Here is an 18,314-nt window from a genome sequence, read left to right on the forward strand (position 1 = left end):
GTCAGACCATTGCCAGATGCTGCTTGCGCGTCGGTGCCGGAAATGCCCGGTCCATCAACCGCAGGTCTTCAAGGGTCAGGGTCAGCGCCCCGGCAGCCGCATTCAACCGCACATGCTCTGCAGATACCGCCTTGGGAATGGCAATCACATCGTTTTCCCGCGTCACCCAGGCCAGGCTGACCTGCGCCGGCGTCGCCCCATGGCGCTCGGCGATCTCGCTCAGCACAGGATGCTGCAACAACCGCCCGGCCTGGGCCAGCGGGCAATAGGCCATGGTCGGCAAGCCCCGTTGGCGACTCCACGGCAACAGGTCAAACTCGATGCCACGCTGCGCCGGGTTGTATAGCACCTGATTGGTGGCGCAATCGGGGTTGTGCAGTTCGCGCAGGTCATCGACATCGAAGTTGGACACCCCCCAACGGCGGATCTTGCCCTGCTCGCGCAAGCGCTCGAACGCCTCGACTGTCTCCTCCAGCGGATACTGGCCACGCCAGTGCAGCAGATAGAGGTCGATCACCTCGGTACCCAGGCGCTGCAGGCTGCGTTCGCAGGCTTCAGGCACGCCACGGCGGCTGGCGTTGTGCGGGTACACCTTGCTGACCAGAAACACCTGGTCACGACGCCCGGCAATGGCTTGGCCGACCACTTCCTCGGCGCCACCTTCGGCATACATCTCGGCGGTGTCGATCAGGGTCATGCCCTGTTCGATGCCCTGTTGCAGGGCGGCCACTTCGGCAGCCTTGCGGGCCGGGTCTTCGCCCATGTACCAGGTGCCCTGGCCTATGGCCGGCACGCTGCAACCTGCCAGTTTCACGTAACGCATGTCACCTCCGGAGTCTGGGTATGGGAAAGCAGCACCTCGAGCAGCGCCTGGGCTGCGGTGGAAAGCTTGTGGTCGGCGAGGGCGATCACGCTGATGCGCCGTTCGACCGCAGGATCGACCAGCGTCACGCAACGTGCGCCAAGTTCCTGCATCTGGTTGATGCACAGCGCCGGTACCGCGCTGACGCCAAGACCGCTGGCCACCATGCGGCCGATGGTCGACAGCTGGTGGCTTTCGAATGCCACCGCCAGTTTGCCGTGGCGTGCCGCGACGTTCTGCTCCAGCAGCAGGCGCACCGCCGACGGGCGCTGCAAGGCAATGAAGTCTTCCGCCAGCAACTGCGCCCAGGTGACCTGGGTTTGCAAGGCCAGCGGTGAATCGGCCGGCACCACGGCGACGAAACGGTCCATGTACAACGGGTGAAAGTTCAGGCCTTCGCTGTTATCCGGCTCGAAACCGATGCCCAGTTCGACGCGGCGATGGCGCACCAGTTCCAGCACCTGTTCGTTGATCACGTCATGCACCGTGACATTGACCTTGGGGTAGCGCTGGCGGAACACCTTGAGCGAATGCGGCAGCAGGTTGCCGGCAAAGGCCGGCATGGCCGCTACCGACACGCGGCCAAGCTGCAGGGTGAAGCGCTGGCGCAGCATCTCTTCGGTGTCGTCCCAGTCGGCCAGCAGGCGCCGGGCCAGCGGCAGCAGCACCTCGCCCTCGGCGGTCAGGCTGACGCTGCGGGTGGTGCGGGTGAGCAGGGCGCCGCCGAGTTTTTCCTCCAGCGCCTTGATGGTCAGGCTCAGGGCCGGTTGCGACACATGCAGGTGTTCACCGGCCTGGGCGAAGCTCTGGTACTTGGCGACGGCGACGAAGGCGCGCAGTTGCTTGACGTTCATGGCAGCCTCGATCGCTGTTTTGGAAAAGTTATCAATCGATGATGAAAACAAAATTAACAAATAAGTCGCCAGCGGTGAAGATGGTCGCACACGCTCACCGACAGCCTCGTCGGTTCAACAACTACAAAAGGCGGATCAGCATGGCCGGACTGGACAAGCGCGTAGCAACCTATGAAGAGGCCCTGGCAGGCCTGACCGACAATATGACGGTGCTGGCCGGCGGCTTCGGCCTGTGCGGCATCCCCGAAAACCTCATCGCTGAAATCAAGCGCCTAGGCGTCAAGGGCCTGACCGTGGTCTCCAACAACTGCGGTGTCGATGGCTTTGGCCTGGGTGTGCTGCTGGAAGATCGGCAGATCCGCAAGATGATCGCCTCCTACGTCGGCGAAAACGCCGAATTCGAACGTCAGCTGCTCAGTGGCGAGCTGGAAGTCGAACTGACCCCGCAAGGCACCCTGGCCGAGAAGATGCGCGCCGGCGGCGCCGGTATCCCGGCTTTCTACACCGCCACCGGCTACGGCACCCCGGTTGCCGACGGCAAGGAAGTGCGCGAATTCAAGGGCCGCAAGTACATCCTCGAAGAATCCATTACCGGCGACTTCGCCATCGTCAAGGGCTGGAAGGCCGACCACTACGGCAACGTGGTGTACCGCAACACTGCGCAGAACTTCAACCCACTGGCGGCCACCGCTGGCAAGATCACTGTGGTTGAAGTGGAAGAAATCGTCGAGCCTGGCGTGCTGCTGCCCAGCGAAATCCACACCCCGGGCATCTTCGTCGACCGGGTGATCGTCGGCACTTTCGAAAAACGCATCGAAAAGCGCACCGTCAAGGCCTGAGCGCCGTCCATCAGAACAACAAAGAGATCCTGACCATGGCACTGACCCGCGAACAGATGGCGCAACGCGTCGCCCGTGAACTGAAGGACGGCTACTACGTCAACCTCGGCATCGGCATCCCGACCCTGGTGGCCAACTATGTACCGGCCGACATGGACGTGATGCTGCAGTCCGAAAACGGCCTGCTCGGCATGGGCGAATTCCCCACCGAAAGCACCATCGATGCCGACATGATCAACGCCGGCAAACAGACCGTCACCGCCCGCCGCGGCGCATCGATCTTCGACTCGGCGCAGTCGTTCGCCATGATCCGTGGCGGCCATGTCGACCTTACCGTGCTGGGCGCCTTCGAAGTGGACGTGGAAGGCAACATCGCCTCGTGGATGATCCCCGGCAAGCTGGTCAAGGGCATGGGCGGCGCCATGGACCTGGTGGCCGGTGCCGACAACATCATCGTCACCATGACCCACGCCTCCAAGGATGGCGAGTCCAAGCTGCTGTCGCGCTGCAGCCTGCCGCTGACCGGTGCCGGTTGCATCCGCAAGGTGCTGACCGACCTGGCTTATCTGGAGATCGAAAACGGCGCCTTCATCCTGCGCGAGACCGCGCCGGGGGTGAGCGTTGAAGAAATCATCGAGAAAACTGCCGGCAAGCTGATCGTGCCGGACGATGTCAAGGAAATGACCTTCTAAAGCATCACACTGTCCCCTGTGGCAGCGGGTTCACCCGCGAAGGCGTCGGTACATTCACCGCCACCTTCGCGGGTGAACCCGCTGCCACAGGGTTTTTGCGTTTTTGCAGAAAAAGTCCGATAAAACCAATAAAAGGAAGTAACCGTGGCCGCTGAAATCCAAGACAGCCGCTCCGCCCGCTTTGCCCTGCGCTGTTCCAACTGGGCTGAACGCTGGTTCCCCGACTCCTGGGTATTCGCCGCCCTGGCCGTGCTGCTGGTGTGCATTGGCGCCCTGGCCATGGGCGCCAAGCCGACCGACACCGCCAAGGCCTTCGGCGATGGCTTCTGGAGCCTGATCCCGTTCACCATGCAGATGGCCTTCGTGGTCATCGGCGGCTACGTGGTGGCCAGCTCGCCACCCGCCGCCAAGCTGATCGACCGCCTGGCGCGCATCCCCAAGAACGGCCGCTCGGCGGTGTGCTGGGTTGCGCTGATCTCGATGCTGGCCTCGCTGCTCAACTGGGGCCTGTCGCTGGTGTTCGGCGGCCTGCTGGTCCGTGCCCTGGCCCGTCGCACCGAACTGAAGATGGACTACCGCGCCGCCGGTGCCGCCGCCTACCTGGGCCTGGGGGCTGTGTGGGCGCTGGGCCTGTCGTCCTCGGCTGCGCAGTTGCAGGCCAACCCGGCCAGCCTGCCGCCTTCGATCCTGTCGATCACCGGCGTGATCCCGTTCACCGAAACCATTTTCCTCTGGCAATCCGGCGTGATGCTGGCCGCCCTGGTGATCGTCTCGCTGGTGATCGCCTACGCCACGGCCCCCGGCCCGAACAGTGCGCGCAGCGCCGAAGACTGTGGCGTCGACCCCAGCTTCACTGCACCGCCGGCGCCCAAGCGCACCCGCCCGGGCGAATGGCTGGAGCACAGCCCGATCCTGATCCTGATGCTGGTGGCCCTGGCCGCTGGCTGGCTGTACCAGGAGTTCGCCACCAAACCGGCGATCACCGCGATTTCCGGGCTGAACACCTACAACCTGCTGTTCATCATGCTCGGGGCCTTGCTCCACTGGCGCCCGCGCAGCTTCCTCGATGCCGTGGCGCGCGCCGTGCCGACCACCACTGGGGTGCTGATCCAGTTCCCGCTGTACGGCTCGATCGCTGCGATCCTCACCCAGGTCAAGGGCGTGGATGAGCAGACCCTGGCCCATCACATCTCGCTGTTCTTCACCCAGATCGCCACCCATGACACCTACGCGCTGCTGATGGGCGTTTACTCGGCAGTACTGGGCTTCTTCATCCCGTCGGGTGGTGGCAAGTGGATCATCGAAGCACCGTACGTGATGCTGGTGGCCAACGACCTGAAATACCACCTGGGCTGGGCGGTGCAGATCTACAACGCCGCAGAGGCGCTGCCGAACCTGATCAACCCGTTCTACATGCTGCCATTGCTGGGGGTGTTAGGGCTCAAGGCGCGTGATTTGATCGGTTTTTCGTTCGTGCAGTTGCTGGTGCATGTGCCGTTGGTGCTGGTGTTGCTGTGGGCACTGGGCACCACGTTGCAATACGTTCCCCCGGTGATGCCTTGAAATAGTTGTGTTATCTGTACCGGCCTCTTCGAGGCGTAATACCGCCGCGAAGAGGCCGGTGCAGGTTTTCAGTCAGTCAGCTTTGCCAACAATGCCGCCAACGCCGCTCGACCTGGCTCGTCCAGCCCGAACACCGGCTTGCGTGGTTCACCCACCGGCAAACCGGTCATTGCCAACCCAGCCTTGATGGTCGCTGGCAACCCGCCTTTGAGAATGAAGTCCAGCAACGGCAGCTGCCGGTAGAACAGCGCCCTGGCCTGCGCCAGGTCTCCCTTCAGCACTGCCTGATACAAACCTTGGTTGAGTGCCGGAATCAGGTTCGGCGCTGCCGTGCACCAACCCTTGGCACCCGCCACGAAGGCCTCCAGCGCAAGTGGATTGCAGCCGTTGTAGAACGGCACCTGGCCTTCCCCCAGCAACTGCAGCTTGTGCATGCGCTGGATGTCGCCGGTGCTCTCCTTGACCATGGTCACATTGGCCACTTCCCGGACAATACGCAGGATCAGCTCCACCGACATGTCCGTGCCGCTGGTGGCCGGGTTGTTGTAAAGCATGATCGGGATATCAATGGCCTCACCGATGGCGCGGTAGTGCTGGAGGATCTCGGCTTCGCTGAGCTTCCAGTAGGCAGCCGGCAGTACCATCACCGCGTCGGCGCCCTGGGCCTGGGCAAAGCGGGCGCGGCGCACGGCACCGGCGGTGGTCAGGTCGGACACGCTGACGATGCTGGGCACTCGTTTGCCGATCTGCGCAAGGCTGTACTCGGCCACCTGCTGCCATTCGCTGTCGCTGAGATAGGCCCCTTCGCCGGTGCTGCCCAAGGGCGCGATGGCCTGCACGCCGCCGTCGATCAGGCGTTCGATGGACTGGCCCAGCGCGGGCAGGTCGAGTTGTTCGCCGCCAGCGCTGAAGGGGGTGATGGTGTAGCCGATGATGCCGTGGATTTCAGTCGTCATTTTAAAAGGCTCCGCAAGCAAGGCATTCAGGGTTCAGTTCAGGCAGTCGACATGGGTGCGCAGGCACTGCCGGGCAAAGTAGTTGAAGGCAGCGGCATGGCGCTTGGGCCGGTCGATCCAGTCGTGGGCTTCACGGCCCAGTGCCGGGGCGATGGGCTTGAGGGTACCGGCCGACATCGCCAGCAATTGCAGACGCGCGGCGCGCTCGATCAGCTGGGCATACACGCAGGCCTGCTCGATGCTGGTGCCGGTGGACAGCTGGCCATGGTGCGAGAGCAGGATGGCGCGCTTGTCCCCCAACGCGGTGCTGATGATTTGCCCTTCCTCGTTGCCCACCGGCACGCCAGGCCAGGCTTCGAGGAAGGCGCAATCGTCGTAGAGCGGGCACAGGTCCATGTGCGAAATCTGCAGCGGGACTTCCAGCATCGACAGCGCGGCGACGTGGGTCGGGTGGGTGTGGATGATGCAGTTCACGTCCGGGCGGGCGCGGTACACCCAGCTGTGGAAGCGATTGGCCGGGTTGGGCATACCCTGGCCTTCGAGCACTTCGAGGTCCTCGTTGACCAGCAGCAGGTTGCTGGCGCAAATTTCATCGAAACCCAGGCCCAGTTGCTGGGTGTAGAAGGTGCCAGGTTGCGGGCCGCGGGCACTGATCTGCCCGGCCAGACCGGAGTCGTGGCCATGGTCGAACAGAATTCGGCAGGTCAAGGCCAGCTTTTCTCGCACATTCCACGTAGTATCGGCAAGCGAGCCTTGCATCTGCGTCAGCGCCTGCTGGACCAGTTGGTCCTTGCTGTGTGTCAGGGTCTTGGCCATGGGTTTTCCTCTGTGGCGTGATGAGCGATGTCAGCGCTGGCCTGTTCCAAAGCTTTAGTCGGTTGGGGAACGGGTAAGCGCGAGACACAAATAATCCTATATGACACAAAGTGTCATAGACAAGCCTGTTGATCCTGGAAAATCGCGTCGCATGCCTAACCGATTGAAATTGTTGAGAAAAAAACTTGGTGTCACGCTTGAGACACTGGCCGAAAAATCCGGCATGACCAAGAGCTACCTGTCCAAGGTGGAGCGTGGCCTGAACACGCCGTCGATCGCTGCTGCGCTCAAGCTGGCACGCGCGTTGAACGTCAATGTCGAAGAGCTGTTCGCCGAGGAGCAGGCCGGGCAGAGCCGCTACAGCCTGGTACGCCAGGGCGAGCGCCAGGCGCTGGTGGGCGATGGCCATGGGCCGGGCTATGCGGCATTGACTCGCCAGTTCGGGCAGCACAGCCTGTTGCCGTTCCTGATCCAGCCGCCGACCGAGTTCAGCGACCCGACCTTCAAGGAGCATGAGGGTGAGGAGTTTCTGTTCGTCCACGCAGGCCAGGTGGAGGTCGATTTCATGAATGAACGGGTGTTGCTGGAGCAGGGCGATGCGCTGCACTTCAATGCCCAGACACCGCACCGCCTGCGTTCGGTCGGCGAGCAGCCAGCGCAGCTGCTGGTGGTGGTGCAGCACAGCAGCGACTGAGGGCAGGGCGATGATCGAGGTGTCGCGGTTCTGGCGGGACCCTGCATTGCCGTTCGTCGAAGCCCGGCGCGTGGGGGATGGGCGTAAGGTCTGTTATGCCGCCCATTCCCATGAGAGCTTTTCCATCGGCGTGATCACCGGTGGTTGCAGTACCTACCTGAGCGGTGCCAGTCAGGTCGAGGTAATGGCCGGTACCACGGTGTTGATGAACCCAGGAGTGGTGCACACCTGCAACCCGATCGCCGGCCAGCCCTGGTCGTACCTGATGCTGTTCGTCGACATGCCGTGGTTGCAGGCTCTGGGCTTCCAATTGCCAGCACAGACAGTCAGTACTTCGCCGTGTTTGTACAGCCGCTTGCTGCAGCTGTTTGCCGACCTGTTCGACAACGAACTGAACGATCGTGAAGATCGCCTGGCGGGTTTTTTCTGCGATCTCCCACGCTATTTGCAGCCATTGGCAGATGAGGCGCGAGTGGACCATCCGCAACTGGACGCGGCAGCGGCGTTCATCCGGGCCCATCGCACAGACCCGCTGAGCCTTGAGGATGTCTGCGCGGCCTGTAGCTTGTCACGCTCTTATTTGATCCGGGCCTTCCGCCAGCGCTTTGGCCTGACGCCACACGGTTATCTGCTGGATCAACGGGTGCAGCATGCGCGGGCGCTATTGCGCAACGGAAGGGCTATCGCCGAGGTGGCGCAGGAGGCGGGGTTCGCCGATCAGGCGCACTTGCAGCGGGCGTTCAAGCAGCACCTGGCGGCGACACCTGGGCATTACCGCGATGCAGTGCCGGCTTCTTCTCGGCTAAAGCCGCGAGAAGGCCGGCCCTGGCGACATCAAACGAGCAAATAGACCGCGCTTCCCACCAGCAATACAGCCAGCCCGCGATTCAGCAACCGAAGATACCGTGGCTTGCGAAGATACTGTCGGATCACACTCCCGGCCCAGGCCCAGCAGGCTACCGAAACGAAACAGATCGGCCCGTAGATCCAGGTGAACAACCACAGCAGTTGTTGTTCGCCACCGGTGTAAGCACCCACGCCCGCCACCGCTGCCAGCCAGGCCTTGGGGTTCAGCCATTGCATCGCTGCACCCTGCCAGGCCGAAGGTGCGCGCTGCTGATCTGAGCCATTCAGCTGGCCATCGTCGCTGGCCAGTTTCCAGGCCATGTACAGCAGAAACGCCACGCCGCCCCAATGCAGCGCCACGCCCAGCAATGGCCAGCGTAACAGCAGTTCGTGCAAGCCCAGGCCAACCAGCACCAGCAGCAGGCAGAAGCCCAGCGTCGCACCCGTCACATGCCACAGGCTCGCCCGCAGGCCATGACGGGCACCACTGCCGAGGGCGACTACATTGACCGGCCCGGGAGAAATCGATGCAGCAAGGGCGAATGCGGCCATGGAAAGGGAGAGGCTCATGTTCCGTAACTCCGTGTGTTGGACGATGCCGCCATCCTGCGGCCTTGACCGGCATGGGTATTGAAGAATAGTCCCCTGCGATCCGGCTACAGCTTTTGTAATAGTTTCGCGCTATCAGTAAAACCGGCTGTGCTTGTAGGATCGTCTTCCCTATTTTCAATCAAGGTCTATATGAGCACCTTCGCGGAGCCCCCCAGTCCCTGGCCTTCCCGGCCATCCCCCCTCCGTCCTCGTGACGCTTCCTTCGTGAGTACCCGCTAATGGAATGGCTAGCCGATCCCACGGCCTGGCTAGGCCTGTTGACGCTTATCGTCCTCGAACTGGTGCTCGGTATCGACAACCTGGTGTTCATCGCCATCCTCGCCGACAAGTTGCCGCCGCATCAGCGCGACCGCGCGCGGGTCATTGGCCTGAGCCTGGCGCTGATCATGCGCCTGGGCCTGCTGGCCAGTATCTCGTGGATGGTCACCCTGACCGCGCCGCTGTTCGAGGTGTTCGGCAAGAGCTTCTCCGGCCGTGACCTGATCATGCTGTTCGGTGGTGTGTTCCTGCTGTTCAAGGCCACCATGGAGTTGCACGAGCGCCTGGAAGGGCATGTCACCCAGGCGACGGGTGCCGTGCGTCATGCCTTGTTCTGGCCGATCGTGGCGCAGATCGCCGTGCTTGACGCGGTGTTCTCGCTGGACGCGGTAATCACGGCCGTAGGCATGGTCGAAGAATTGTCGGTGATGATGATCGCGGTGATCTTCTCGATCGGCATCATGATCGTCGCCAGCAAACCGCTGACCCGCTTCGTCAACGCCCACCCGACGGTGATCATGCTGTGCCTGGGCTTCCTGATGATGATCGGTTTCAGCCTGACCGCCGAAGGCCTGGGCTTCCATATCCCGAAAGGCTACCTGTACGCGGCCATCGGCTTCTCGATCCTCATCGAGCTGTTCAACCAGCTGGCCCGTGCCCGCCGCAAGCGCAGCCTGCAGCAGCACCGGCCATTGCGTGAACGTACCGCACATGCCGTGCTGCGCCTGCTGGGAGGCCGCCGGGTCGAAGCTGACGAGGTGGGCGAAGAAATCGCCGACCTGGTCGAAGGTGGCGAGGAGCAGGTCCTGTTCGACCGCCGTGAGCGGGTGATGATCAGCGGCGTGCTGAACCTGGCCGAGCGGCCGATCCGCACGGTAATGACTGCGCGGGCCGAAGTCGACGTGATCGACCTGGCGCAACCCGCGCACGCCATCACCGAAGCGCTGGCCAATTCGCCGTACTCGCGCCTGCCACTGATTCGCAACGGCCATATCGAGGAACCGCTGGGCTTCGTGCACAAGAAGGAGCTGCTCAAGGAGCTGCTGTCCGGCAGCCAGCCGGACCTTGAGCGCATGGCTCGGGCGCCATTGAACCTGCTGGAGAGTTTCAGCATCCTCAACGCCCTGGAGCAGATGCGCAGCCAGTCGACGCACATTGCCTTCGTGATCAACGAGTTCGGTGATTTCACCGGTTTGCTGACCATCACCGACATCCTCGAGTCGATCGCCGGTGAGTTGCCGGATGCCAGTGAGGTGGAAGGCCCGGCGATCGTCGAGGAAGGTGGCAGTTTTGTCGTCAGTGGCGCCCTGAACCTGAGCCAGGTCCAGGCGCGTACAGGCTTCAGCGCCCGCGCCACCGAGGACTACCAGACCCTGGCGGGCCTGGTGATGAGCTTGCTGGACCGCCTGCCGGTGGTGGGTGATCAGCTGGCCTGGAATGGCTGGAGCATGACCGTGGTGGCGGTGGAGGAGCGCCGGGTGCGCCAGGTGCGCCTTACACCGAGCGCCGACGCTGGCGCAGCAGGTGCTTGAAACCTTCGAGCACCAGCACCAGCACCGCGGCCCAGATCGGCAGGTAGGTCAGCCATTGATCCGGGCCGATTGTTTCGCCCAGCAGCAGGGCGACGCCCACCAGCAACACCGGCTCGACGTAGCTGAGCAGGCCGAACAGGCTGAACGGCAACAGGCGGCTGGCCAGTACGTAGGCGATCAGTGCACAGGCGCTGATCGCTCCCAGCAGCGGGATCAGCCCGTAGAGGCCGGGGTGTTGGTGCAGGTCGGCCGTCGACAACGGCCCCTGGGTGACGAAACAAACTGCCCAGGGCAGCAACAGGCACATGTCGCACCACAGGCCACCGAGGTGGTCGGTGCGGCAGCGTCGCCGCAACACGAAGTAGATCGGGTAGCCGATCGTCACCAGCAAGGTTTCCCAGGCGAAGCTGCCATTCTGGTACAGCTCGTGCCCGACGCCCAGCGCGGCGCAGCTGACCGCCACTTTCTGCAAGCGTGACAGGCGCTCGCCATACACCAGGCGCCCGGTCAGCACCATGGCCAGCGGCAGCAGGAAATAGCCCATCGACACTTCCAGGCTACGCCCGTGCAGCGGCGCCCAGAGGAACAGCCACAGCTGCACACCCATCAACCACGACGTACCAACCATGCCCAGCAGCAGGATCGGCTTCTGACGCACGCGGGCGAGCAATTCGCCGACGCGTTTCCAGTCCTTGCTGACCAGCATGAACAGGGTGAGGCAGGGCAGGGTGAGCAAGGTGCGCCAGCCAAAGATCTCTTCGCCATCGAGCGGCGACAGCAAGGAGGTATAGAAATACATCACAGCGAACAGACAGGACGCCATGACCGACGAAATAATGCCTTTTGACACGAATGCCTCGGATAGGGGAGTGAGCAGGTGAATCAGCCGCGCATGATCTCAGGGGGCGCGCCTTGCGGCAACCGCGCGTCGCCGGGTTGTGCGGCGAGAGCCTTGAGGAAGTCGCTTGCAGGCATCGGCCGGCCAAATAGATAGCCTTGCTGAAAGTCCACCCCGCTGCGCGCCAGGTAATCACGCTGGACCTCGGTTTCCACCCCTTCGGCAACGATGCCCAGGCCCAGCTTGGCGGACAGCTCGATGATGCTGTCGAGAATGTGCTGGGACAAGGCGTCGCCACCGATCATGGCCACGAAGCTCTGGTCGATCTTCAGGTAATCGACCTTGAACTGGCGCAGGTAGTTGAGGCTCGACTGGCCGGTACCAAAGTCATCCAGGGCGATCATCACCCCCATGTCATGCAGCTTGGCGAACAGCTCGAGGGCTACCGGAGTGGCTTCGATCAGCTTGCGCTCGGTCAGTTCCAGGGTCAGCCGTACCCGCCCGGGGGGAAAGTGCTGGAGGAAGGTCTGGCAGTCGTCGAGCAGGCTCAGGTCGCGGCAGTGGTCGGCGGTAATGTTGATGCCGATGTGGAAGCCGTCTTCCAGCAGCGCGGTGTAGGGCGCCAGGTTCTGCGCGGTGTGCAGCATCAGGGCCCGGGTCATGGCGACGATCTGGCCACTGTGTTCGGCGTAGGGGATGAACAGGTCCGGACGTACCAGGCCTTCACGGGGATGGTTCCAGCGCATCAATACTTCAGCCCCGGCCCAGCGGTAGTCACCCTTGCGCACCACCGGCTGGAAGTACGGCAGGAACTCGTCCGCCTCCAGGGCCCGCTGCAGCTCGGCCCTGGGCGAGCTGGCCCGGCGAATCTGCCAGCGGCAGGCGCCGCCGGCCACCACGCCGAGCGCGAGCAGCAGGCTGAGCAGGGCAGGGTAGTGGCTGCGCAGCAGCTCGCCTTGCTTGCCGGCCTCGTAGCCACCGTGCACGCTGAACGGGTAGCGGGTCGAACCCAGGGTCACATCGGCGGCGGCGGCGACCGGTGGGGCACCGTCATGCACCGCGCCGTCCTTGCCCATCCAGGCGTTGCCGACACGGATCTGCAGCGCTTCCTCCGGGCCTATCAGGCGTAATGCAGTGAGCAGGTGATCGCCATCCACGGTAGTGATCGCACCGCGATCGCCATCGCTGGCCCGGTACACCAGCAGGGCATGGCCAGGCGTTACCGAGTTGCCATTCATCAGCCACAGCCGGCCATCGGTGTAGTCATAAGCGTCCACGGGTTCGTCGAAATCGCCGAACAGCGAACTGCAATACAGGTTGTGGTGCTGGAACAGGTTGGTCGAACGGACGAAAGCATTACGCGTGACCTGGCTGCGCAACGTCAGCTGAGCGTTGGCGCAGGGGCTGCCAGCCAGCGGCAGCAGCACCTGCGCGGCATTGGCGAGGTTGTCTAGAATATGATCGACATGCTCGACCACCTGACGCGCAGTCGCCTGGCTGGAGGCGCGCAATTCGCGCTCGATCTGCCAGTTCATCACCGCCAGGCCGCAGGCAAGCGGCACCACGCCGACGATCCAGGGCATGAGCGTGCGCCAGCTCCAGCGAGCAGGGCGTTTGACCGAGAGGGGCATGCTGGGGTGATCTTCCTGATGACTGACGTGCTGAGGATAGCCGTTTGTCGGCGCCGATGGCGAACTAATGCGCGACAAAGCCATTTACGCAATGTAGAATCGATTTACGAATACAACAATAAGGTCCTTCGTTACCGAGGGATCAACCCCCGCCGAGAATGGGTCCATATGACATACCATGGGTTCAAGCTGATCATTGGTGACTTCCTCGCCCGCAGTGTGCGCGGTATCCCGTGCTCTCCACCATTGCCGTTCCACATCCTACGCATTCATTAATTTTCGCTGCAGATGAGGGTACGAACATGGCTGATATCTTTGACAATCCAATGGGCCTGATGGGCTTCGAATTCATCGAGCTGGCCTCGCCGACGCCGGGCGTGCTGGAGCCGGTATTCCAGATACTCGGTTTCACCAAGGTGGCCACCCACCGCTCCAAGGACGTGCACCTTTATCGCCAGGGCGGCATCAACCTGATTCTCAATAACGAACCTAAGAGCATTGCCTCCTACTTCGCGGCCGAGCATGGTCCGTCGGTGTGCGGCATGGCGTTCCGCGTGCGCAATGCCCATGAAGCCTATGCCCGAGCCCTGGAACTGGGGGCGCAGCCGGTCGAGATCGAAACCGGCCCGATGGAATTGCGCCTGCCGGCCATCAAAGGCATCGGTGGAGCACCGCTCTACCTGATCGACCGTTTCGAAGAAGGCAGCTCGATTTACGATATCGACTTCAACTTCATCGAAGGCGTCGACCGTAACCCGCAAGGGGCCGGCCTGAAGATCATCGATCACCTGACCCACAACGTCTATCGCGGGCGCATGGCTTACTGGGCCGGTTTCTACGAGAAACTGTTCAACTTCCGCGAGATTCGCTACTTCGACATCAAGGGCGAATACACCGGCCTGACCTCCAAGGCCATGACCGCGCCTGACGGCATGATCCGCATTCCGCTCAATGAAGAGTCGTCCAAGGGCGCCGGGCAGATTGAAGAGTTCCTGATGCAATTCAACGGCGAGGGCATCCAGCATGTGGCTTTCCTTACCGACGACCTGCTCAAGACCTGGGATGCACTCAAGGGCTTTGGCATGCGCTTCATGACCGCACCGCCGCAGACCTATTACGAAATGCTCGAAGAACGCCTCCCAGGCCATGGCGAGCCAGTCGACCAGTTGCAGGCCCGCGGCATCCTGTTGGATGGCGCTTCCGAGCCAGGTGACAAGCGCCTGCTGCTGCAGATTTTCTCGGAAACGCTGCTTGGCCCGGTATTCTTCGAATTCATCCAGCGCAAAGGGGATGACGGCTTCGGTGAAGGCAACTTCAAGGCGCTGTTCGAGTCCATCGAGCGCGATCAGGTCCGCCGTGGCGTGCTCAATGCCGAATAAGTGAAGCACAGCGCCGTCAGTTACCCTTGCTGGCGGCGCTGCGAACACGCCGGTTACGTTGCCTGAACAAACCCCAGTAAGTGATCGAGCCAGTAAATATCCCAACCAGCGCCAGGGACGGGAAAAGTTGTTTTATCGTCTGGCGCGTCTCTCGCGCCGAATAGCCTTCTGCATAACCCGCCTTGACGGTATAGCCATACTTGGCTGAAACACCTTCTCTGAAAAACTCCTTTTGCGATGGACGTGCCGGGTCGCGACTGTCGCCGTCGGCCCAGATGTACAGATCTGCGAATTCGAGTAATAGGGTCAACCCCGTTTGAAAGGCACGCAGTTCATTGCGCAGCAACATGCCATAGGAGGTGGCAATGACCCCCAGATTCTCTTCTCCAAGCTGATAGGCAAGCAGAACGGCATTGGGCATTGCAGGCGGGTCCAGTACCAGACGAAATTGCGATCGTTGATCTGGAAACATCTGATCCGGTGTGAAAGGCGTTTTCAAGGTGCTGCAATAAACACGCCCGTCAACGGTCAATGCCAGCGAGCGAAGGTGCGCTGCTGTGGCAACCTGATCGCGCAATTGCTCCCGGGCACTCTCGCAGGGAGTCCCTGCCAACATCATGGCAGCAGACGCTGAAGCGTGTATTCGACTCAGCGCCAAGTCCACTGAATAGATAGCTTCCTTGACGGAGATGCGTGCGGTCTCTTCAAGCTTCTTGTCCTGCTGATAAAAAATGATCATCAGCCCGCTGCCGACCGGTAGCAAACTGATTGCCAATGTCAGCAAGAGTTCTATCAAACTTTGCCCTGCAGTCTTGGTTCTTGACATGAGTATTCAGCCCCCTTTACCGAGCTGACCGAGGTGGGCAGCCCAGTGGAGAGCCTATGAATCAATTACTGCGCCTGCTGTAATCCAATGCCATGCATCTTTTGCGAACTACGCTGCTAAGATGTAGGACCTATTTCGGCTTGAGTGCAGCAATGACCTTCTCGGCCAGCAGGCCTGTCGAGGCGGGGTTCTGCCCGGTGATCAGCCGGCCGTCACAGACCACGAACGGCTTCCAAGGGTCATCGGCCTTTTTGTAGGTGCCGCCCCGGGCAACCAATTCGTTTTCAGTAAGAAACGGCACCACCTTGTCCAGCTCCGCCAGTTTTTCTTCGATATTGGAAAAGCCGGTAATCTCCCGGTCCTTGAGCAGCAGGCTGTTGTCGCTGAGCTTGATATTCAACAGACCGGCCACGCCGTGACAGACGGCGGCCACAATGCCGTTGTTTTCGAAGATCTTGCGTGCCAGTTCCTGCAGCGGCGGGTTGTCCGGGAAGTCGTACATCACGCCGTGCCCACCGGTGTAATAAATGGCGCAGTAATCACTTGCCTTGACCTTGCCTGGGCTTGAGGATGAGCCCAGACGGCTCATGAACGACTTGTCGTCGTACCATTGCCAGTCCAGCTCCGGAGCCATCTGCAGGCTATGCGGGTCGATTGGCACATAGCCGCCATTCGGGCTCACGTAATCGACTTCATACCCGGCTTTCTGCACGGCCTCGACAAAATGCACAGCCTCCCCCAGCCATAGGCCGGTGGCCCGCTTCAGCGCCGGGTATTTGGCCGTATTGGTCAGTACTACCAGAATCTTATTGCTCATCAGCACGCTCCTGGTCTGTCGTTGAAGGGCAATGCGTTCCTTGGCGCGGGGAAAACCTATTGAGCATAGCTCCCGTTTGCCAAGGCGCCATTTCGCTAATGGCTCTATGCTATTACTCTGTGCCTGCGCGGTGCGCCGAATGTGAAGCGGTTAACTGTGCCGCTATTGCAGTGGCAAAGCGTCGGGCAGATGATGCGCAAACGCAGTCTTCACCCAAGAGCAATGGTGGAATCACGACAGTGTTGGTAAAAGGCACGCCGCACAAACCTTCGGCACAAGGCATGGAACTCGCCACTCGGTCATCAACCGCGGAGGGTATGGCTGAGCAGGTCACGCGGTTCGACTGGCGCAACAGCGCGCTCGGGCCGCTGCCGCATTGGCAGGCACCTTTGCGCATCGCCGTCGACATGATGGTGCTTTCGCCGTTTCCCTGCGCAGTAGTCTGGGGCGCCCAGATGACCGTGATTCACAACGATGCCTACGCGAAGTTGCTTGAATGTGACGGCCACGCCTTGGGGCAGGCGTTCGACAGACTGTGGGCAAAGTCCTGGAAGGACATTGGCCCCTGGGTGTTCAAGGTGCTTGAAGGTGGCTCGAACCTTGTCGAAGACCAGCCACTAAGGCTAACGAACAAGCAGACGGGTGCCCAAGCCCGCTACGCTTTCAGCTACACACCGTTACGCGATGAACAGCATGAGGTGGTGGGGTTCCTGCACACGGCCAATGCCAGCGTCGATGCCCATGATGAATGGCGCGAGCAGGCGCTCGCGTTCGAGCGCGAGATCGAGCGCATCATGGCCGATCGTGACCACATCTGGCAGCTTTCTCGTGATGCCATGATCGTCGTTACCCGCGACCTGCGGCTGCAAGCGGCCAACCCGACCTGGTTGCGCGTCCTGGGCTGGGCTGAAGACGAGGTAAGCGGTAAACCGATCCTGGACCTGGTTCACCCTGCCGACAGGGCCGAGGTGGAGGTTGCGGTCATGGAGTACGTAAGCAACCGTGGGCGCGAGCAGCTGGAAATACGCTTGCGTCACAAGGACGGGCACTACCGTTTGTTCCGCTGGACGGCAAGTTTTGACGGCACGCTGCTGACGGCCGTAGGGCGAGACATTTCTCAGGATCATGAAGATGCCTTGCAACAGTCCAATAGCCATTTATGGGCAACCCAGCGCCTGGAGTCGGTTAGCCATTTGGCAGGTGGCATGGCACACGAGATGAACAACCTGCTGTCGGGTATCGGCGGCAGCCTGGAGCTCTTGCAACGGCGTATGGACCAAGGGCGCCTGGAGCAAATCGAACGTTATGTGGCGCTAGCCACTGATTCGTTGCAACGCGCCATGACGCTCACTCACCGCCTCTTGGCGTTCTCCCGCCATCAGCCGCTGTCACCCAAGCCACTGGACATCAATCGCCAGCTGACCTCCATGGAACCGCTATTGCGCCAGGTGCTGGGGGCTGAAATGCGGGTGGATTGGGAACTTGACGTAGAACCCTGGACCATCAGCCTGGATGTTGCACAGCTGGAAAACGCATTGGTGAACCTGTTTGCCAACGCACGTGAGGCCTGCCTTGAGCGTGGCGTGGTGACCCTGCGCACGATCAACAAACGCCTGGAGGCACCGTTTCCCGATGAGCGAGGCCTAGCCCCAGGTGACTATGTCGCCGTGTATGTCACGGACGATGGCCATGGCATGCCCGAAGTGGACATGGCCCGGGCATTTGAACCGTTCTTCACCACCAAGCCCATGGGCCATGGCGCCGGGTTGGGGCTGGCGATGGTCTATGGCTTCGTCGGGCAGTCGGGTGGCTACGTGTGGCTCGAGTCAGTACCTGATCACGGTCTGAAGGTCTGTATGTTGTTCCCGCGTTGCCTTGAACACATCGCGCAAGAAACCCCGCAGCCGGTACCTGCTGTAACTCGAGCAAGAGGTCAACGCGTGCTGTTGGTCGATGACGAGGAAAACCTGCGTTTGGTGATGAAGGAGTACCTGCAGGAGCGTGGCTTCGACGTATGCGATGCCAGGGATGCGAATTCGGCGCTCGAGCGCTTCCGTTACCACGGCCCTTTCGACCTGGTGATCACCGACATCGGCCTACCGGGTGGTTTCAGTGGGCGGCAGGTCGCCAGGGCGATGCGTATGTTCGAACCGGATCAGAAGATTCTGTTCATCACCGGGTTCAACGATCAACCGTTGGACCCGCAACTGTCCGAAACCCCAGGCACGGCGTTGATGCTCAAGCCTTTCGCCTTGGCCAGCTTGATGAACCAGGCTCTGCTGATGCTGAGCGATTGAAC

General features: G+C 61.6%; 17 protein-coding genes. 8 read left to right on the plus strand and 9 right to left on the minus strand.

Features of this window, described 5'->3' with window-relative positions; genetic code table 11:
* Position 1: 1 nt before the first annotated feature.
* Both ACOKS3_RS12985 and ACOKS3_RS12990 read right to left on the minus strand, forming a co-directional pair.
* Positions 2–823 carry an aldo/keto reductase gene (locus ACOKS3_RS12985; protein WP_103447085.1) on the minus strand — a complete coding sequence of 274 codons (822 nt, stop codon included), beginning with the start codon at positions 821–823 and terminating at the stop codon, positions 2–4.
* Positions 811–1,716 carry a LysR family transcriptional regulator gene (locus tag ACOKS3_RS12990; RefSeq protein WP_103447086.1) on the minus strand — a complete coding sequence of 302 codons (906 nt, stop codon included), beginning with the start codon at positions 1,714–1,716 and terminating at the stop codon, positions 811–813. The genes ACOKS3_RS12985 and ACOKS3_RS12990 overlap by 13 nt, the downstream gene beginning before the upstream one ends.
* Positions 1,717–1,856: 140 nt before the next feature.
* Here ACOKS3_RS12990 and ACOKS3_RS12995 point away from each other — a divergent pair, with 140 nt between their 5' ends.
* The 3 genes from ACOKS3_RS12995 (at position 1,857) to ACOKS3_RS13005 (ending at position 4,810) form a co-directional block, all read left to right on the plus strand.
* Positions 1,857–2,555 (plus strand): CoA transferase subunit A, encoded by a 699-nt coding sequence (locus tag ACOKS3_RS12995; RefSeq protein WP_027916752.1) that lies wholly within the window; start codon positions 1,857–1,859, stop codon positions 2,553–2,555.
* 35 nt (positions 2,556–2,590) lie between these two features.
* Complete coding sequence (locus tag ACOKS3_RS13000; protein WP_103447087.1) at positions 2,591–3,247, plus strand: CoA transferase subunit B; 657 nt, start codon at positions 2,591–2,593, stop codon at positions 3,245–3,247.
* Positions 3,248–3,391: 144 nt separating this feature from the next.
* A complete protein-coding gene (locus ACOKS3_RS13005; RefSeq protein WP_103447088.1) occupies positions 3,392–4,810 on the plus strand; it encodes a short-chain fatty acid transporter in 1,419 nt (472 codons plus the stop codon).
* Positions 4,811–4,878: 68 nt separating this feature from the next.
* On the opposite strand, the gene ACOKS3_RS13010 is transcribed toward ACOKS3_RS13005, so the two are convergent.
* Positions 4,879–5,766, minus strand: a complete 888-nt coding sequence (locus ACOKS3_RS13010) for a dihydrodipicolinate synthase family protein (RefSeq protein ID WP_422763153.1) — start codon at positions 5,764–5,766, stop codon at positions 4,879–4,881.
* Positions 5,767–5,799: 33 nt separating this feature from the next.
* Positions 5,800–6,582, minus strand: coding sequence for an aldolase (locus ACOKS3_RS13015; protein ID WP_103447090.1), 783 nt, complete (start codon positions 6,580–6,582; stop codon positions 5,800–5,802).
* Between the two features lie 151 nt (positions 6,583–6,733).
* On the opposite strand from ACOKS3_RS13015, the gene ACOKS3_RS13020 reads away from it, so the two are divergent.
* Both ACOKS3_RS13020 and ACOKS3_RS13025 read left to right on the plus strand, forming a co-directional pair.
* Entirely contained in the window at positions 6,734–7,276 is a 543-nt protein-coding gene (locus ACOKS3_RS13020; RefSeq protein WP_103447091.1) for a helix-turn-helix domain-containing protein, read from the plus strand.
* A 10-nt stretch (positions 7,277–7,286) separates the two neighbouring features.
* Positions 7,287–8,126 carry an AraC family transcriptional regulator gene (locus tag ACOKS3_RS13025; protein WP_422763154.1) on the plus strand — a complete coding sequence of 280 codons (840 nt, stop codon included), beginning with the start codon at positions 7,287–7,289 and terminating at the stop codon, positions 8,124–8,126.
* Here ACOKS3_RS13025 and ACOKS3_RS13030 read toward each other — a convergent pair.
* Positions 8,111–8,692: a LysE family translocator gene (locus ACOKS3_RS13030; protein ID WP_422763155.1), complete on the minus strand. Its 582-nt coding sequence runs from the start codon at positions 8,690–8,692 to the stop codon at positions 8,111–8,113. The genes ACOKS3_RS13025 and ACOKS3_RS13030 overlap by 16 nt on opposite strands.
* 260 nt (positions 8,693–8,952) lie before the next feature.
* Between ACOKS3_RS13030 and ACOKS3_RS13035 the strand changes: the two genes are divergently transcribed.
* Positions 8,953–10,524 carry a TerC family protein gene (locus ACOKS3_RS13035; protein ID WP_422763156.1) on the plus strand — a complete coding sequence of 524 codons (1,572 nt, stop codon included), beginning with the start codon at positions 8,953–8,955 and terminating at the stop codon, positions 10,522–10,524.
* Here ACOKS3_RS13035 and rarD read toward each other — a convergent pair.
* Together rarD and ACOKS3_RS13045 are read right to left on the minus strand one after the other, a co-directional pair.
* On the minus strand, positions 10,487–11,374 hold the full coding sequence (rarD, locus tag ACOKS3_RS13040) for an EamA family transporter RarD (RefSeq protein WP_422763157.1): 888 nt from the start codon (positions 11,372–11,374) through the stop codon (positions 10,487–10,489). The two genes, ACOKS3_RS13035 and rarD, sit on opposite strands and share 38 nt — an antisense overlap.
* Positions 11,375–11,406: 32 nt before the next feature.
* On the minus strand, positions 11,407–12,993 hold the full coding sequence (locus ACOKS3_RS13045; RefSeq protein WP_422763158.1) for an EAL domain-containing protein: 1,587 nt from the start codon (positions 12,991–12,993) through the stop codon (positions 11,407–11,409).
* A 302-nt stretch (positions 12,994–13,295) separates the two neighbouring features.
* On the opposite strand from ACOKS3_RS13045, the gene hppD reads away from it, so the two are divergent.
* The gene (hppD, locus tag ACOKS3_RS13050) at positions 13,296–14,372 is read left to right on the plus strand and encodes a 4-hydroxyphenylpyruvate dioxygenase (RefSeq protein ID WP_079227918.1); all 1,077 of its coding nucleotides are present in this window, start codon (positions 13,296–13,298) and stop codon (positions 14,370–14,372) included.
* A gap of 16 nt (positions 14,373–14,388) precedes the next feature.
* Here the strand turns inward: hppD and ACOKS3_RS13055 are convergent, their stop codons facing one another.
* On the minus strand, positions 14,389–15,198 hold the full coding sequence (locus tag ACOKS3_RS13055) for a CSS-motif domain-containing protein (RefSeq protein ID WP_422763159.1): 810 nt from the start codon (positions 15,196–15,198) through the stop codon (positions 14,389–14,391).
* 130 nt (positions 15,199–15,328) lie between these two features.
* Positions 15,329–16,015 carry a type 1 glutamine amidotransferase domain-containing protein gene (locus tag ACOKS3_RS13060; protein ID WP_422763160.1) on the minus strand — a complete coding sequence of 229 codons (687 nt, stop codon included), beginning with the start codon at positions 16,013–16,015 and terminating at the stop codon, positions 15,329–15,331.
* Positions 16,016–16,296: 281 nt separating this feature from the next.
* On the opposite strand from ACOKS3_RS13060, the gene ACOKS3_RS13065 reads away from it, so the two are divergent.
* Positions 16,297–18,312, plus strand: coding sequence for a response regulator (locus tag ACOKS3_RS13065; protein ID WP_422763161.1), 2,016 nt, complete (start codon positions 16,297–16,299; stop codon positions 18,310–18,312).
* The last annotated feature ends 2 nt before the right edge of the window (positions 18,313–18,314 follow it).

Origin of the sequence: Pseudomonas sp. HS6-2 (assembly GCF_049325675.2) — a bacterium.
In the GTDB taxonomy this organism is placed as follows: domain Bacteria; phylum Pseudomonadota; class Gammaproteobacteria; order Pseudomonadales; family Pseudomonadaceae; genus Aquipseudomonas; species Aquipseudomonas putida_N.

Bases quoted from the DNA above. Each gene is read 5' to 3' on its own strand.
- ACOKS3_RS13025 (WP_422763154.1), top strand. From the start codon at position 7,287: ATGATCGAGGTGTCGCGGTTCTGGCGGGACCCTGCATTGCCGTTCGTC.
- ACOKS3_RS13015 (WP_103447090.1), bottom strand. From the start codon at position 6,582: ATGGCCAAGACCCTGACACACAGCAAGGACCAACTGGTCCAGCAGGCG.
- ACOKS3_RS13060 (WP_422763160.1), bottom strand. From the start codon at position 16,015: ATGAGCAATAAGATTCTGGTAGTACTGACCAATACGGCCAAATACCCG.
- hppD (WP_079227918.1), top strand. From the start codon at position 13,296: ATGGCTGATATCTTTGACAATCCAATGGGCCTGATGGGCTTCGAATTC.
- ACOKS3_RS13030 (WP_422763155.1), bottom strand. From the start codon at position 8,692: ATGAGCCTCTCCCTTTCCATGGCCGCATTCGCCCTTGCTGCATCGATT.
- ACOKS3_RS13010 (WP_422763153.1), bottom strand. From the start codon at position 5,766: ATGACGACTGAAATCCACGGCATCATCGGCTACACCATCACCCCCTTC.
- ACOKS3_RS13035 (WP_422763156.1), top strand. From the start codon at position 8,953: ATGGAATGGCTAGCCGATCCCACGGCCTGGCTAGGCCTGTTGACGCTT.
- ACOKS3_RS12985 (WP_103447085.1), bottom strand. From the start codon at position 823: ATGCGTTACGTGAAACTGGCAGGTTGCAGCGTGCCGGCCATAGGCCAG.
- ACOKS3_RS12995 (WP_027916752.1), top strand. From the start codon at position 1,857: ATGGCCGGACTGGACAAGCGCGTAGCAACCTATGAAGAGGCCCTGGCA.
- ACOKS3_RS12990 (WP_103447086.1), bottom strand. From the start codon at position 1,716: ATGAACGTCAAGCAACTGCGCGCCTTCGTCGCCGTCGCCAAGTACCAG.
- ACOKS3_RS13000 (WP_103447087.1), top strand. From the start codon at position 2,591: ATGGCACTGACCCGCGAACAGATGGCGCAACGCGTCGCCCGTGAACTG.
- ACOKS3_RS13055 (WP_422763159.1), bottom strand. From the start codon at position 15,198: ATGTCAAGAACCAAGACTGCAGGGCAAAGTTTGATAGAACTCTTGCTG.
- ACOKS3_RS13045 (WP_422763158.1), bottom strand. From the start codon at position 12,993: ATGCCCCTCTCGGTCAAACGCCCTGCTCGCTGGAGCTGGCGCACGCTC.
- ACOKS3_RS13020 (WP_103447091.1), top strand. From the start codon at position 6,734: ATGCCTAACCGATTGAAATTGTTGAGAAAAAAACTTGGTGTCACGCTT.
- ACOKS3_RS13065 (WP_422763161.1), top strand. From the start codon at position 16,297: ATGGAACTCGCCACTCGGTCATCAACCGCGGAGGGTATGGCTGAGCAG.